At 46.1% G+C, this 15,244-nt stretch carries 12 protein-coding genes; 6 read left to right on the plus strand and 6 right to left on the minus strand.

Annotation, left to right across the window (positions count from 1 at the left end):
* The first annotated feature begins 288 nt into the window (after window positions 1-288).
* The 4 genes from R7M92_RS08360 to hemN all read left to right on the plus strand — a co-directional run bounded on the left by R7M92_RS08360 (window position 289) and on the right by hemN (window position 3,541).
* Window positions 289-927, plus strand: a complete 639-nt coding sequence (locus R7M92_RS08360; RefSeq protein WP_005379250.1) for a class I SAM-dependent methyltransferase — start codon at window positions 289-291, stop codon at window positions 925-927.
* Window positions 927-1,469, plus strand: a complete 543-nt coding sequence (gene yihI, locus R7M92_RS08365; RefSeq protein ID WP_005379252.1) for a Der GTPase-activating protein YihI — start codon at window positions 927-929, stop codon at window positions 1,467-1,469. Before R7M92_RS08360 ends, yihI begins: the two co-directional genes overlap by 1 nt.
* Window positions 1,470-1,476: 7 nt before the next feature.
* Window positions 1,477-1,965: a DUF2489 domain-containing protein gene (locus R7M92_RS08370; protein ID WP_005379254.1), complete on the plus strand. Its 489-nt coding sequence runs from the start codon at window positions 1,477-1,479 to the stop codon at window positions 1,963-1,965.
* A gap of 184 nt (window positions 1,966-2,149) precedes the next feature.
* Window positions 2,150-3,541, plus strand: a complete 1,392-nt coding sequence (hemN, locus tag R7M92_RS08375) for an oxygen-independent coproporphyrinogen III oxidase (protein ID WP_065275004.1) — start codon at window positions 2,150-2,152, stop codon at window positions 3,539-3,541.
* Window positions 3,542-3,610: 69 nt separating this feature from the next.
* Here hemN and add read toward each other — a convergent pair whose 3' ends face one another.
* The 6 genes from add to glnA form a co-directional block, all read right to left on the minus strand.
* Window positions 3,611-4,615 carry an adenosine deaminase gene (gene add / locus R7M92_RS08380; RefSeq protein ID WP_005379257.1) on the minus strand — a complete coding sequence of 335 codons (1,005 nt, stop codon included), beginning with the start codon at window positions 4,613-4,615 and terminating at the stop codon, window positions 3,611-3,613.
* A 147-nt stretch (window positions 4,616-4,762) separates the two neighbouring features.
* The gene (locus tag R7M92_RS08385) at window positions 4,763-7,309 is read right to left on the minus strand and encodes an EAL domain-containing protein (RefSeq protein WP_104979920.1); all 2,547 of its coding nucleotides are present in this window, start codon (window positions 7,307-7,309) and stop codon (window positions 4,763-4,765) included.
* 102 nt (window positions 7,310-7,411) lie between these two features.
* Window positions 7,412-8,815, minus strand: coding sequence for a nitrogen regulation protein NR(I) (gene glnG / locus R7M92_RS08390; RefSeq protein ID WP_005379267.1), 1,404 nt, complete (start codon window positions 8,813-8,815; stop codon window positions 7,412-7,414).
* A gap of 57 nt (window positions 8,816-8,872) precedes the next feature.
* Window positions 8,873-9,919 (minus strand): nitrogen regulation protein NR(II), encoded by a 1,047-nt coding sequence (gene glnL / locus R7M92_RS08395; RefSeq protein ID WP_017821940.1) that lies wholly within the window; start codon window positions 9,917-9,919, stop codon window positions 8,873-8,875.
* A gap of 132 nt (window positions 9,920-10,051) precedes the next feature.
* Entirely contained in the window at window positions 10,052-10,633 is a 582-nt protein-coding gene (locus R7M92_RS08400) for a DUF4124 domain-containing protein (RefSeq protein WP_318133129.1), read from the minus strand.
* Window positions 10,634-10,828: 195 nt separating this feature from the next.
* Window positions 10,829-12,238 carry a glutamate--ammonia ligase gene (gene glnA / locus R7M92_RS08405; protein WP_005379275.1) on the minus strand — a complete coding sequence of 470 codons (1,410 nt, stop codon included), beginning with the start codon at window positions 12,236-12,238 and terminating at the stop codon, window positions 10,829-10,831.
* Window positions 12,239-12,768: 530 nt separating this feature from the next.
* Here glnA and typA point away from each other — a divergent pair.
* Window positions 12,769-14,598 carry a translational GTPase TypA gene (gene typA / locus R7M92_RS08410; protein ID WP_005379276.1) on the plus strand — a complete coding sequence of 610 codons (1,830 nt, stop codon included), beginning with the start codon at window positions 12,769-12,771 and terminating at the stop codon, window positions 14,596-14,598.
* Window positions 14,599-14,670: 72 nt separating this feature from the next.
* Window positions 14,671-15,213, plus strand: a complete 543-nt coding sequence (locus R7M92_RS08415; protein WP_318133130.1) for an AAA family ATPase — start codon at window positions 14,671-14,673, stop codon at window positions 15,211-15,213.
* Window positions 15,214-15,244 lie beyond the last annotated feature (31 nt).

A 15,244-nucleotide genomic window follows, 5' to 3' on the forward strand; every position in this document is an offset into this window, starting at 1 on the left:
AGTTCTTTTAGTTGTTGATTTCATAACACTCTCCAATTTTGGGGGTGGAAAGTGTCAACCTTATTTAGGACGGCACAGATGGCACTTAGAAAGCGACAGTCTGACTGTCGCTTTTTTTATATCCGTTGACTTGCTCAGTCGTAACTTGAATTGAGATTACTGCACTTATTTAGCTTTATAGGTTGTAAACAAAGTTTTTTAACAAAAATTGCTGAAAAAATACTCAACAACACTCCAATCCGAGTTCACTTTCTGGTATGTTTCGCATCCCTGTTTGAGGAAGTCAGCATGCATACCTGTCCTTTATGCCAAAATCAGCGCACTCACCATTATTTTGAAGATAAGCGTCGTGAATATCTTCAATGTGAGCAGTGCAGCTTGGTATTCGTAAATCCAGACCAACGTTTGGATGCGGAAAGCGAAAAAGCTCACTATGATTTGCATGAGAACAACCCCGATGATTTGGGTTACCGACGCTTTTTGTCGCGTATTGCTGACCCGATCACAGAGCGAATTTCTCCACAATCAAATGGTATCGACTTTGGTTGTGGTCCTGGCCCAACGCTCTCCTTGATGCTGGAAGAGGCGGGGCACAACATGGCGTTGTACGATCTCTATTACCACCCTGATACGTCGGTTTTAGAAAAAACGTACGACTTCATGACAGCAACAGAGGTGATAGAGCACCTCTACCACCCAGATTTGGTGTGGAAGCAATGGTTGAATTTAGTTAAGCCAGGGGGCTGGATAGGCCTGATGACGAAAATGGTCATCGACGTGGAGGCTTTCAAATCATGGCATTATAAGAACGATCTCACTCACGTAGTGTTCTTTAGTCGTGACACGTTCCAGTTCCTAGCAGAGCGGGATAAGCTCGAACTCGAATTTATTGGTAATGATGTAATTTTACTGAGGAAACCCCAGTAATGAGCCGTAGTAAAAAATCTAGAAAACCGGGTGCCGCTGGTGCACCTGAGTTTGTTGTAACTCGTAACCGTACAGAATCTGATGTGGAAGGCCGCTTACGCAAGCGTGCTAAAAAGCGTAAGGGTCTGAAAACGGGTAACCGTAACTCAGAAGTTAACGAGCAGAAAAAGCAAGCTGCTGCACAAAATCGCGACCCGCGCTTAGGCAGCAAAAAGAAAATACCTCTGATTGTCGAACCTGCGAAGAAAATGACGAAGCAAGAGCGTCGTTTGTCGGCAGAGCAAGAACTAGAGATGCTAGAAAATGACGCGCAATTGAACGTGTTGCTAGACCGTATTGAAGCGGGTGAAAACCTGGGCACAGGTCTACAGAAATTCGTCGATGAGAAACTCGATCGCATTGAGAAGCTAATGGACCAACTAGGTTTGTTGGAACCTGAAGAAGAGGAAGACTTCACTGCACCTGCTGAGAAAAGCACGCGCAACGATGATGACTTGCTGGCAGATTTCGACGACATTAATTTCGACGACTATAAAGGATAATTAAGCTATGAATGTAACCTTATTAGCTATTGCTGGTGTTGTGATTATCATCGCACTCGCTTCTTATGCAGGTTACCTTCTGCTTCAATTGAAAAAGCAAAAGGAATTGCAGCTGAAGCATCAAAAATTGGCGATAGACAAACGTAACGCCAACATTTTTGAGAATGTGCATACCTTGTGTCAGGCGGGCATTCAAGGCCAGTGCGATTTATCTGAAATCAGTATCCGTGTGTATAACATCATGGATTATGTACAAGGTGAAGACCGCGTTGATTTCGATAAAACGTACCCTGCGATTTCTGAGCTTTACCACATAGTGAAAGATATGGCGCGTGGCGAAGAACGCCAACAACTTGCCAAGAAAGAGCGTATGCAACAGAACTTGACGCGTCATAAAGCGGAAAGCCGCCTCACTGATGCGATTATTGAGGAGCTCAAAGTGTTGCAGAAAAACGTCCAGCCACTGAATAATCAAATCAATATTCAGATGATTTAAGCGCGACCCCCAATAGTCTCCTTATGGCTAATGGGGGTATCGTGATCACGCTAGCACTTCTTTAGTTTTATACTTAAAAAGCCAGTCGGCGTTGCCACGCTTGTCATCGTCGTATGGCAAAATAGCGGCTCTGAATATCGGGTGACGGCTTTCGTTGCCCTAGCATTTAACGGAAAGTACCACCATGTCGAATCAACACACTGAATCGAAACAGCAAATCGTCTGGGATCAAGCGGTATTGGATAAGTACAACTATTCCGGGCCTCGTTATACGTCGTACCCAACGGCGCTGGAGTTTCACGAAGCGTTCACCATTTCTGATTATGATATGGCATGCACTCAATACCCAGAACGCCCATTATCGCTGTACGTACACATTCCGTTCTGTCACAAGCTTTGTTACTACTGTGGATGTAATAAAGTCATTACACGCCATTCGCACAAAGCGGATGAATACCTCGACGTGCTTGAACACGAAATTCGTCAACGTGCTGCATTACTTGTTGGTCGCACCGTGACGCAATTGCATTTTGGTGGTGGTACACCGACGTTTCTCTCTGAAAAGCAAATCACGCGTGTAATGAGCCTGCTACGCCAAGAGTTTACTTTTAGTAGCGATGCTGAAATCAGTATCGAGGTTGACCCGCGTGAAATCGAGCTGACCATGCTGGATCATCTGCGTAGTGAAGGCTTCAATCGTTTGAGCATCGGTGTTCAGGACTTCAATAAAGAAGTGCAAAAACTGGTGAATCGTGAGCAAGATGAAGAGTTCATCGTTGCGATGGTTGCGCGCGCAAAAGAGTTAGGCTTTCGTTCGACGAACCTAGATTTGATTTACGGTTTACCGAAGCAGACCAAAGAATCTTTTGCCAAGACTCTAGAACAAGTGCTAGAGATGCAGCCGGGCCGTCTATCCGTGTTTAACTACGCGCACATGCCACAGCTATTTGCAGCGCAGCGTAAGATTAAAGACGAAGACCTGCCAAAGGCAGAAGAGAAGATGGCGATTCTGCAAGACACCATCGCGACACTGACTGATGCTGGCTACCAATTTATCGGTATGGACCACTTTGCTTTGCCGGACGATGAACTTGCTGCTGCCCAGCGCGAAGGTATTTTGCATCGCAATTTCCAAGGCTACACCACACAAGGTGAATGTGACTTGGTTGGCTTTGGTGTTTCTGCAATCTCGATGATCGGCGATGCGTACGCGCAAAACCAGAAAGAGCTGAAGAAATACTACGCTCAAGTCAACGAACTTCGTCACGCTCTATGGAAAGGGGTCTCTCTGGACTCCGATGATTTGCTCCGTCGTGAAGTGATTAAGCAGCTGATTTGTAATTTCAAGTTAGACAAGAAAGCCATTGAGTCTGAGTTTAAAGTGAGGTTTGAACAGTACTTTAAAGAAGACTTACAGCTACTTCAGACCTTCATCAACGATGAGCTGGTGGAAGTGGATGATAATGAAATTCGTGTGACGCTGCGAGGTCGTTTGTTGATCCGTAATATTTGTATGAGCTTCGATAAATACCTACGAGCAAAGGCGCGTCAGCAACAGTTCTCTCGTGTTATTTAATCAGAGATACAGATTCAAGATATAAAAAATGCCAGCAGATACTGGCATTTTTTTATGTTTTCGCTGGATTTAAGCGCGATCTTTTACTTTTTCTCTCAGTTCCGCTTTTTCTGCTTCTGAAAGGAACGCAATCTCAAGGCCATTGATTTGCGCTTGGCGAATCTGGTCTTGGCTCAGACCAGCGGCTGGTGCTGCTACTTCGTATTCGTATGGCAGTTCGATGCCTTCAACCGCTGGATCGTCAGTGTTCAGACACGCAAGAACGCCATGCTCTAGGAACTGCTTGAGAGGGTGGTTTTCTAGCGTTTCTACCGTACTTGTTTGGTAGTTTGACGTCAGGCAAGATTCAATACCAATGCGGTTTTCTGCTAGGTAATCCATCAGTTTTGGATCGTGAATCGCTTTTACGCCGTGACCGATACGAGTTGCGCCCAGCTCATTGATTGCTTGCCACATGCTCTCTGCACCTGCTGCTTCACCAGCATGGACCGTTACCCCAAGGCCAGCATCGCGTACTTGCTTGAAGTGAGACACAAAGCGATCACCCGGTTGGCCTAGCTCGTCACCCGCAAGGTCGACGGCAACGATGTGATCTTTCTGGCTCAGAATGCCGTCCAGTTCTTGTTGACATGCGTCAGTACCAAATGTACGACTCATGATACCGATCAGGTTGGCTTTCACGCCAAAATCGCGCATACCCGCTTGCACACCGTCCACGACGGCTTCAACAACCCCCGCTACTGGTAGCTTGTGTTTCATCGCCATGTAGTAAGGAGAGAAACGCAGCTCAGCGTAATCGATTTGTGCATTTAGCGCGTCTTCTACGTTTTCGTATGCGACACGACGACACGCATCTAGATCGCCCAGTACCGCAACACCCCAGTCGAGCTTAGAAAGGAAAGCAACAAGAGAGGGTTCCGCTTCGACAATTTGAACGTGAGGAGTGAGAGACTCAATATCGTACGCTGGTAGGGCAATGCCAAACTTTTGGCCTAGCTCAAGAATCGTTTTAGTACGAATGTTACCGTCGAGGTGACGGTGCAAATCAGTTAGAGGAAGGTTCTTCGTTATCATTTTGTCGATCCGGATAGTTATGAACTGGAACAGGGCCCAAACATCATCTGTGACAATACATGGGTAAGATTTGCAGTTAAGTATAAATAACAGTTGGGTAGATTGTCAGTAGAGGATGACTAGGAAATCAACGATTCTGGCTCTTTTCTACTTCATGTTCACCAAATGTGTTGGCCATTCTTCTAGTGGCATAGGGCGGCTGTAGTAGAAGCCTTGCACCTGATTACAGCCTAAAGAGCGCAGTAATTGTGCTTGATTGCTATCCTCGACACCTTCCGCGACGACATTAGTTTTGAGACCTGCTGTGATATTGATGACGGCAGCGACGACTGAACTGTTTAAGTTTTCTTGTGTGAGTTGATTGATGAAGGTGCGATCAATCTTCAAGCAGGTAAACGGCAGAGAGTGGAGGTAACCCAGTGATGAGTAGCCGGTGCCAAAGTCATCTATCGCGATACCAATACCCATTTCACGCAGTTTAGTCATATTTTCTAGTGTGGTCGGTGCGCTATCAATGATACGTGATTCTGTGATCTCTAGTGTGAGGTTACTTGCTGGTAATTTCGTGATATCCAATACGCTTGTCACCGTATCAACAAAACTTGGGCAGGATAGTTGATTAACAGAGATATTCACATGCAGTTGGAAGTCCGACGGCCACTGTTTGCTTTCGATCGCTTGGTAAGTGTCGCGACAAGCTTGTAACAGAATCTGTTGGCCGATGGCTTTGATCATGCCGCTTTCTTCCGCGATTGGGATAAAATCTAATGGTGACACCATACCTGAGTCGCTATGCCAACGCGCCAGTGCTTCGGCGCCACACACCGTGCCACTGACGAGATCCACAATCGGTTGGTAATGAGGAATAAACTCTCGGTTTTCAATACCAGTTTGGATCTTGGTCAGCATTTGCGTACGAAACTTTGAAGCGCTCGCTAGTTCTGGGCTGTAGTGACAAACACCAGTCAGTGAGTCTTGTTTAGCGTAACTTAATGCGATGCTGGCGTTGCGTAACCATAAAGGCATGGTTTCGTTTGGCTGGGTTTGTACAATACCAAGTGAAATCTTCATCACTACATTCTCGCCTTCCACCATAAATGGGGTGGAAAAGAGTTGCTGTAATCGACGTTCGGTTTGTTTAATTTTGGTTTCAGTGTCGACATTTGAGAGAAACACCGCGAACTCATCACCACCAATCCGAGCCAATAATGCGTTGTCACGAAACTGCTGTTTTAGCCTTTCAGCGATGCTGACCAACAACTGGTCGCCGTTGTGATGACCCACACTGTCGTTGATATCTCTAAATTTGTTGATGCCAAGTAAAAATAAACTGCCGTGACAAAGATCAGACTGATTTTCACAGATTTCGACCAAACCCTGACGGCTATATAAGCGTGTTAGAGAGTCATAAACCAACTGTTCACGCAATGCTTTGAATGAAGCTCTTAGATTGTTCGCCATTTCATTAAAAGCATGAACCAGTACGGTTGTCTCATACACATAACCAGGCTTTGGCATGCCGCTATCCCAATCCCCATTTGCCAGGTGCTGAGCGGCGGCGGCCGTCGCGTTAATTGGTCTGGTAACTCGGTTGAAAATGATCCAACTGATGGCGATCCCAAATAGGCTTACAATAATGCCAACGAGCCAACTCTCTTGCTGGCTTTTCGGTAACAGGCCGAGAAGCTCAGACTCCGAAATGGAGGTGCCGATAAACCATGTTAAGCCGTCTTGGTCTCGATACGGGGTTAGCCGACTGAAAATACGTTGGCCATCATGTTCAAATGAAAAAGTATAAGGTTGCTTGGTGTTGTTGAGATCGAAAGACCGGACGCGGCTCGCACTGATTTTGATGATCGGGTCTGCGTTTTCAGCGGCAAGCAAACGCTGCCCTTTATCCGAAAATTTTGTGCCCCATGAGATGACGCTTCCCGGGCCTGAGTGAGCGATTAAACGATGATCTGGGTCCATGATGTAGACCGACGCTTTAGTGTTGTATTTTAACTCGCGCAGGAATTCGTTGAATGTATTGATACGAATGTCTGTCACCAAAACACCAGCAAATTGGTCGTGTTTGTACACCGGCGTCATGGCTGATAGCGTAATATCCTGGCGTTCATCAGCGTTGGTATAAATTTCAGACCAAGTGGCGTTTTGGCTCTCCGCAACGGGCTTATACCATGGGCGAGTGCGAGGATCGTATTGGGAGATAACCGTTCGAATGTTGTTACTCACATGGTTGGTCCCATAAATAACCAGATCACCATCGGTATAGCGATCTTGCACCATTAAGGTGTAATCGTCGGAAAGCTCGCGGCGAAAGCCTGCAAAGTCGCCGTTTTCTGAACCAAATGCGATTACATCCAACTGCGGTATCGATTGGTAAAGATTTTTGAATGCACTTAGCAGGTAGTTTTGAATGTCTGAGGTATCGTGAGGGCGATAAAGGTTGTGATAGCTGACGTTGTGCGCGAGAGCCATAACCGCAGTAAAAGGCTTACGTAGATAGCTATTGAGGTGGTCGTGGACACTTTCGGTTAACACGGAAAGTTGCTTGTCACTGATATCCGTGACCACTTCTTCGTAACTTTGTTTTTGGACGTAGACAATGACACCGATCGCCAGTAAGAAGATCATGACAAATGGAATCAAAACAGCAGTACGCAGTGTAATTTGAGTCGTAGCAGTAGACATCGCCTAATCACATAGATGGTGGTGCGCCACAATTGTACTGATGTTTTTATTAATATCGAGTGACAAACGACGCTCGTTGTTAATGCACCACGTAAGTGATTGTCAGTACAATTCTTTTAATTTTCTGGTGAGTGTATTTCGCCCCCAGCCTAATACTTTAGCGGCATCTTGCTTATGACCTTTAGTGTGCTCTAAGGCTGCTTCTAATAAAATGCGTTCAAATTCTGGTAAAGCGTAAGAAAGCAGTTCTTTATCTCCTGCTGCGAGTGAATGCCGTGCCCAATCCGCTAATTGTTCTTGCCAACTACCATGTGCAGAGTCTGAAATGGATTTTTTCTCTTCGAGTAGTTCGCTTGGCAAGTCATTTGGTAACACTTCGCTACCACTGGCCATAACGGTTAACCAACGGCAAATATTCTCTAATTGACGCACGTTGCCAGGCCAATCAAGGCGGTTAAGAATCTCCACGGTTGACGGGTGGAGAGTTTTTGTTTCCACACCAAGCTCATCAGCCGCACGGATAAGAAAATGCTGTGTAAGCTTTTCAATGTCTTGCTTACGCTCACGCAGTGCCGGGATCTGCACGCGAATCACGTTTAAGCGATGAAAGAGGTCCTCACGGAAGTCACCTTCGTGCACCAGCTTTTCTAAGTTCTGGTGTGTTGCCGCGACAATTCGTACATCGACACTGATCGGAGAGTGACCGCCCACTCGATAAAACTGCCCGTCAGCTAGAACGCGTAGTAAACGAGTTTGAATGTCCAATGGCATGTCGCCGATTTCGTCTAAAAATAGAGTGCCGCCATTGGCTTGTTCGAATCGTCCTTGACGAACATTGTTTGCCCCCGTAAACGCGCCTTTTTCGTGGCCAAACAGTTCTGATTCAATCAAGTCTTTGGGAATCGCCGCCATATTGAGCGCAATGAAAGGTTTGTTAGCACGTGGACTGTGACGGTGCAGTGCATGAGCAACGAGTTCTTTACCCGTGCCCGATTCACCGTTAATCAAGACTGAAATAGAGGAGCGAGAAAGACGACCAATGGCGCGAAACACCTCTTGCATCGCTGGTGCTTCACCGATAATTTCAGGCGTTTCTGCTGGAATGTCTTCTGGAGAGAGCTGCTCGCGTTTGTTTTCGTGGCTGTGTGCAATGGCTCGTTCAACCAGAGTTAAAGTTTCATCAATATCAAAAGGTTTTGGTAAATATTCAAAAGCACCTTTTTGGTACGCATTCACTGCTGCATCTAAATCTGAGTGCGCGGTCATGATAATCACGGGAAGGTCTGGGTAATCGCGCTGTACTTGTTTTAGTAGCTCCAACCCATCAATACCTGGCATGCGAATGTCTGATACTAGAACATCCGGCACTTCGCGTTCGAGCGCCATTAACACGCTTTCCCCATCGGCATAGGTTTCACATTTGATGTTGGCAGAGGAGAGCGTTTTCTCCATTACCCAGCGAATTGAACTGTCGTCATCAACGACCCAAACATATCCTTTACTCATGTAGTAATCCTTGCAGCAAACCGAAAAACTGACGCGACTTGAAGTCCATTAGCGCAATCAGATCGGCAGATAAATAGTAAATGTTGTGTGACCAGGCCAGCTTTCTACGTCTATTTTTCCATTGTGCTGGTCGATCAAATTTTGCGAAATAGATAGCCCTAATCCAGTTCCTCCCTCGCGGCCACTGACCATGGGATAGAACAGCGTGTCTTGTAGTTCCGGTGGAATACCTGGGCCGTTGTCTGTGATTTCGACACGAGCAGCGAGTTTACAGCGTTTGCCGTGAATATTGGCTTGGTGCACCGTTCTGGTGCGAATGGTTATTTTCCCGTGTTCTTGATGGCTAAGAATTTGTGCGGCGTTGCTGACGATATTAAGCATTGCCTGCTCGATTTGGTCTGTATCCATCAAAATCTCTGGCAAGCTTGGGTCATAATCTCGTTCAATGATGATTGAGCGTTGTGACTCTAATTCAACCAGTTGGCGAACCTTTTCAAGAATTTGGTGCAGATTCTCTTGTGTCTTCTTACCTGGCTTCTGCGGTCCTAGTAATCGATCCACGAGCGCCCTTAAACGGTCTGCTTGCTCAATGATGATGTGTGTATATTCGGTGAGAGAGGGCTCTGGCAGCATTTTTTCTAACAATTGCGCCGCACCACGTAAGCCGCCAAGCGGATTTTTAATCTCATGTGCAAGCCCTCGGACTAGCAGCTTCGCCGCTTGTTGTTGGGCGTGCTGGTTCAGTTCTTGAGAGAGTCGGCGCTGCTGATCAATTTTGCGCATCTCGACCAGAAGCATCAACTGCTTTTGCCAAGTGATAGGGCTAACCGTCACCTCTAGCATTAAAGGGCGGCCATCAACAACGAAAGTGACGTCACTGTCGGTGATGCTTTGGCCACTTTGCAACGGTTGAGTGAGCAGCGCGAGATCCAGCGACGCATGCTGAATCAATTGAGAAAGCGATTGTTCAATAATTCGTTTGGCGCTTTGAGAAAACAGCAATTCGGCAGCCGGATTGGCATAACGGATGGCCAATCCATCATCAAGAATCAGCGTTGCTGTCACCATATTGTTGAGAATGGCACTAGGAAGACTGGTATCCACATTACGTCCTTGTTTTGCTTTAAGATTGTGCGATGCACAATAATGGTGCAATTGAACGTTAAGTATGGCGAATAAATCTTAGAAGAAAAAGTGAAAAGCATCGCTGTGATGTGATTTTTTTCACCAGATATTCTATTTTGCCCCTTTTACGGTCGGCTTAACACTTGCTCTATGTAAATGCACCGTTATAGGGCTAGTAGATGCAATAAGCTTGCCGCTTCTTTTCGCGTGCACAGCAAGTGTGTGAGTGCCTCGGTCAATATTGTTTAACTGCCACACTATATGGTTTTGTGGTGCACCATAAGGTTTTCCATCGAGTAACAATTGCAATTGCTCACCGATACCAAGCTTGCGATTGGTTTCTAATTGAATATTGATGATGCCTCGATTGCTGCGGATGGTCTCGTTGTGCTTGGGGGTCTGCATTGAAAGTTCTAATGGGAGAGGCTTCTCGGTTGTTTTATCTGGCTTGTTTTGTGATGCAGTAGATGGCGTAGTCTGAGGTGCGAGCGATTCAGTACTTTCTACCTCAGGAGCTGGTGCGCTGGCTTCAAGGTTTGGCAGTGCGATCGCTTTTGCTCCTTTGTTTGGCGTATCACTAAAGTGAACCACGCCATTTTCATCTACCCACGTATACGCGACCTGCGCGAAGGCGGTAGAGGCGATTAACAATCCGCTGAGTGCACACAGTGATGGAATAAGCTGAACTTTCATTGCTCACCTTCTCTTGTTCGATGATTTCACGTTTCAATGGCTTAGCTCTTTGACCTGTAAGGAAAAATTCTAAGCGTATTTTTATTATCCCCTCATGTTAAACGTCGAAGCTTGAGTGGCGAATACAAAAAAGGCCCGCCTGCGAGGCGAGCCTAATATTTTATTGCTGTGTTTACATTTTACACAGTGTCGACCTTACACAGAGTAGTAAAGTTCGAACTCAACAGGGTGAGTTGTCATGTTCACACGCTCTACGTCCTGAGACTTAAGGTCGATGTATGAATCGATGAAGTCGTCAGAGAATACACCGCCCGCTGTTAAGAACTCACGATCAGCATCTAGCTCTGCTAGCGCGTCTTTTAGTGAGTATGCAACAGTTGGGATTTCTGCTGCTTCTTCAGCTGGAAGATCGTAAAGGTCTTTATCCATCGCTTCGCCTGGGTGGATCTTATTCTTGATACCGTCAAGACCAGCCATAAGCATTGCTGCGAAACATAGGTATGGGTTCGCCGCTGGGTCACCGAAACGAACTTCGATACGACGTGCTTTCGGGCTTGGTACCACTGGGATACGGATTGAAGCAGAGCGGTTACGCGCTGAGTAAGCTAGCATTACTGGTGCTTCGAAGCCTGGTACAAGACGTTTGTACGAGTTGGTTGATGGGTTAGCGAATGCGTTGATTGCACGAGCGTGTTTGATGATACCACCGATGTAGTAAAGCGCCATTTCAGATAGACCGCCGTACTTGTCACCAGCAAATAGGTTTACGCCATCTTTTGCTAGAGACTGGTGAACGTGCATACCGCTGCCGTTGTCGCCAACAAGTGGTTTAGGCATAAACGTCGCTGTTTTACCAAACGCGTGAGCAACGTTGTGTACAACGTACTTGTAGATTTGGATTTCGTCAGCTTTGGTTGTTAGCGTGTTGAAACGAGTTGCGATTTCGTTTTGACCCGCCGTTGCCACTTCGTGGTGGTGCGCTTCAACAACAAGACCCATTTCTTCCATTACTAGACACATAGCAGAACGGATGTCTTGAGATGAATCTACTGGAGCTACTGGGAAGTAACCACCTTTAACGCCTGGACGGTGACCTTTGTTACCTTCTTCGTAGTCAGAACCTGTGTTCCATGCCGCTTCTACGTCGTCGATTTTGAAGAAAGAGCCTGACATGTCTGTAGAGAACTTCACGTCATCAAATAGGAAGAATTCTGGCTCAGGACCGATAAGTACAGTATCTGCAACACCAGTAGAACGCATGAAGTCTTCAGCGCGTTTTGCGATAGAGCGTGGGTCACGGTCATAGCCTTGCATTGTTGCAGGCTCTAAGATGTCACAACGGATATTTAGTGTTGCGTCTTCCGTGAATGGGTCAAGCACAGCAGAAGATGCGTCAGGCATCATTACCATGTCTGATTCGTTGATACCTTTCCAGCCAGCAACTGATGAACCATCGAACATTTTACCTTCTTCGAAGAAGTCTGCGTCGATTTGGTGAGCAGGGATCGAAATGTGCTGCTCTTTACCTTTTGTATCAGTGAAGCGTAGGTCAACAAACTTAACTTCGTTTTCTTGGATCAGCGATAGAACGTTTTCTACTGACATCTTGGATAACCTCCAGTGTTAATAAGCGGTAAAAGCTCGATTTATGAATTATTCATGAAACCTGGCATTGATTAATCAATTTGACTTTTCATTAATCGATGCTGTTTTAACTAAAGCCAAAACCGTGCCAAAAAAAATATTCCATTAATTTCAAGCAATTGTGTTTTTGAATGCTAGTTTGGTGCACTTGCTTGCACCAAAATGATCTTTGCTTGCACTATTATGGTGCCAAAAATCATTGTTGCACCATAATGTGACAGGTACATTGCGTATTCAGCCCAGTTTTTGAGCAAGAGTCAATTTGAATTATGCATCGATTAGAATAAAGTTGCGTTTAATCAATTCGTTCTGAGGAAGAAAATGGGCATTAAGCGTAAAAATCGCAGAAATGCTCGGGAGTAGATCACATATTTCTAGGCTTTTTGCTAAAATCTGGTACATTATGGCCGTTTTTTTAATCAGCAAATGTCGCCAGAGAGCACCCGTTCTCAGCGTGGGGGCATTTCATCTATCTAAGTGAATCAATATCCATGGCTACTCCACAGATTGATAAATTAAGAAATATCGCGATCATCGCGCACGTTGACCACGGTAAAACCACGTTGGTTGACAAGCTGCTACAACAATCAGGCACGCTTGAGTCTCGCGGTGAAGCTGAAGAGCGAGTCATGGACTCGAACGACATCGAGAAAGAGCGCGGTATTACCATTCTTGCTAAAAACACAGCAATCGACTGGAACGATTACCGTATCAACATCGTAGATACTCCGGGACACGCGGACTTCGGTGGTGAAGTTGAGCGTATCATGTCGATGGTAGACTCTGTACTACTTATCGTTGACGCAGTTGATGGTCCAATGCCTCAAACGCGTTTCGTAACACAAAAAGCGTTTGCTCACGGTCTAAAACCAATCGTTGTAATCAACAAGATTGACCGCCCTGGCGCACGTCCTGATTGGGTTATGGACCAAGTGTTCGACCTGTTCGACAACCTAGGTGCAACTGATGACCAGCTAGACTTTAAAGTAGTTTACGCATCAGCACTTAACGGTTGGGCTTCTCTAGAAGAAGGCGAAACTGGCGAGAACATGGAACCACTATTCCAAACTATCGTTGATGTTGTTGACGCGCCAAATGTTGACCTTGATGGTCCACTACAGATGCAAGTTTCTCAGCTAGACTACAGCTCTTACGTTGGTGTTATCGGCGTGGCTCGCGTAACTCGTGGTAGCGTTAAACCAAACCAGCAGGTAACCATTATTGGTGCTGACGGTAAAACTCGCAACGGTAAAGTGGGTACAGTAATGGGCTACCTTGGCCTAGAGCGTCACGAAGTGGAACAAGCTAACGCGGGTGATATCATCGCAATCACTGGTCTTGGCGAGCTGAAAATTTCTGACACTATCTGTGCACAAAACGCAGTAGAAGCATTACCACCATTGTCTGTTGATGAACCAACAGTAACGATGACATTCCAAGTAAACACGTCTCCATTCGCGGGTAAAGAAGGTAAGTTCGTAACGTCACGTAACATCCTTGAGCGTCTTGAGAAGGAACTGGTACACAACGTTGCACTACGCGTTGAGCAAACAGACGATCCAGATAAATTCCGCGTATCAGGTCGTGGTGAACTTCACCTTTCTATCCTGATCGAAAACATGCGTCGTGAAGGCTTCGAGCTAGCAGTATCTCGTCCAGAAGTAATCATCAAAGAAGAAGATGGTCAGTTGATGGAACCGTTTGAAACGGTAACTATCGACGTAATGGAAGAGCACCAAGGCGGCATCATGGAGAACATCGGCCTACGTAAAGGTGAGCTGAAAGACATGTCTCCAGACGGTAAAGGTCGTGTGCGTATGGACTTCGTTATGCCATCACGTGGTCTGATCGGTTTCCAAACGGAATTCATGACACTGACTTCAGGTTCAGGTCTTCTTTACCATACGTTTGATCACTACGGCCCTCACAAAGGCGGTAACATCGGTCAACGTGTAAACGGTGTACTAATCGCGAACGCGATGGGTAAAGCGCTAACTAACGCACTGTTCAACCTTCAAGAGCGTGGTCGTCTATTTATCGGTCACGGTGTTGAAGTTTACGAAGGTATGGTTATCGGTATTCACAGCCGTGACAACGACCTAACGGTAAACGCACTGAAAGGTAAGCAGCTAACCAACGTTCGTGCATCTGGTACAGATGACGCACAGGTTCTTACTCCGCCTATCAAGATGACTCTTGAGCAAGCACTAGAATTCATCGATGACGACGAGCTAGTAGAAGTAACGCCTGAAAGCATCCGTATCCGTAAGAAGTTCCTAACGGAAAGCGACCGTAAGCGTGCTTCTCGTGGCGCGAAATAATTTTCGTTAAGCGATTCAATTAAGAAGAAGCCTCGAGTTATGCTCGGGGCTTTTTGTTTTCTGGAGTTGAATATGAACCCGATTATTATCACCGGTGGGCCTGGTGCGGGAAAAACAACACTGCTGAATGCGCTAGACGCGTGTGGTTATGCCACGTTTCCTGAAGGGTCTCGCGACTTGATTGAGCAGCAAAGCCAGTTAGAAAATGGTATTTTGCCGTGGACGAATTTACCTGAGTTTGCCAAGTTATGCCTTGGGTTGATGGACAAGCAAAAGAATGATGCGCGTTGTCATGATGTTGCGTTTGTTGATCGCGCCATCCCCGACATCATTGCATACCTACAAGTGGGCGGCTGTAAGGTTGACCAAGCTTTCTTAACCGAAAGCGCTGGGTACCATAGTCAGGTGTTTACTTGTCGACCTGAAGCATCCATTTACGTACAAGATGAAGTGCGTCCACACAGCTTTGAAGAAGCATTGGAGATTCATCAGTCGTTAGTGAGTGTCTATACTGAGTTGGGTTATGAAGTGATAGAAGTACCATGGGGAACTGTGCCAGAGAGAGTCGGCTTTGTTCGAAGAGTCATCGGTTTACTCGGTAAGGTCGCCGACTAAAACCTCCTCACTAGGAGGAGGTCTAAATCAT

This window comes from Vibrio sp. Vb2880 (assembly GCF_033337975.1).
Lineage (GTDB): Bacteria > Pseudomonadota > Gammaproteobacteria > Enterobacterales > Vibrionaceae > Vibrio > Vibrio alginolyticus.

What these genes read in the sequence shown, in the direction of transcription:
- glnG (WP_005379267.1), bottom strand. Translation starts at nt 8,815, where the DNA reads ATGAGTAAAGGATATGTTTGGGTCGTTGATGACGACAGTTCAATTCGC.
- R7M92_RS08400 (WP_318133129.1), bottom strand. Translation starts at nt 10,633, where the DNA reads ATGAAAGTTCAGCTTATTCCATCACTGTGTGCACTCAGCGGATTGTTA.
- typA (WP_005379276.1), top strand. Translation starts at nt 12,769, where the DNA reads ATGGCTACTCCACAGATTGATAAATTAAGAAATATCGCGATCATCGCG.
- hemN (WP_065275004.1), top strand. Translation starts at nt 2,150, where the DNA reads ATGTCGAATCAACACACTGAATCGAAACAGCAAATCGTCTGGGATCAA.
- R7M92_RS08360 (WP_005379250.1), top strand. Translation starts at nt 289, where the DNA reads ATGCATACCTGTCCTTTATGCCAAAATCAGCGCACTCACCATTATTTT.
- add (WP_005379257.1), bottom strand. Translation starts at nt 4,615, where the DNA reads ATGATAACGAAGAACCTTCCTCTAACTGATTTGCACCGTCACCTCGAC.
- R7M92_RS08385 (WP_104979920.1), bottom strand. Translation starts at nt 7,309, where the DNA reads ATGTCTACTGCTACGACTCAAATTACACTGCGTACTGCTGTTTTGATT.
- R7M92_RS08415 (WP_318133130.1), top strand. Translation starts at nt 14,671, where the DNA reads ATGAACCCGATTATTATCACCGGTGGGCCTGGTGCGGGAAAAACAACA.
- yihI (WP_005379252.1), top strand. Translation starts at nt 927, where the DNA reads ATGAGCCGTAGTAAAAAATCTAGAAAACCGGGTGCCGCTGGTGCACCT.
- R7M92_RS08370 (WP_005379254.1), top strand. Translation starts at nt 1,477, where the DNA reads ATGAATGTAACCTTATTAGCTATTGCTGGTGTTGTGATTATCATCGCA.
- glnA (WP_005379275.1), bottom strand. Translation starts at nt 12,238, where the DNA reads ATGTCAGTAGAAAACGTTCTATCGCTGATCCAAGAAAACGAAGTTAAG.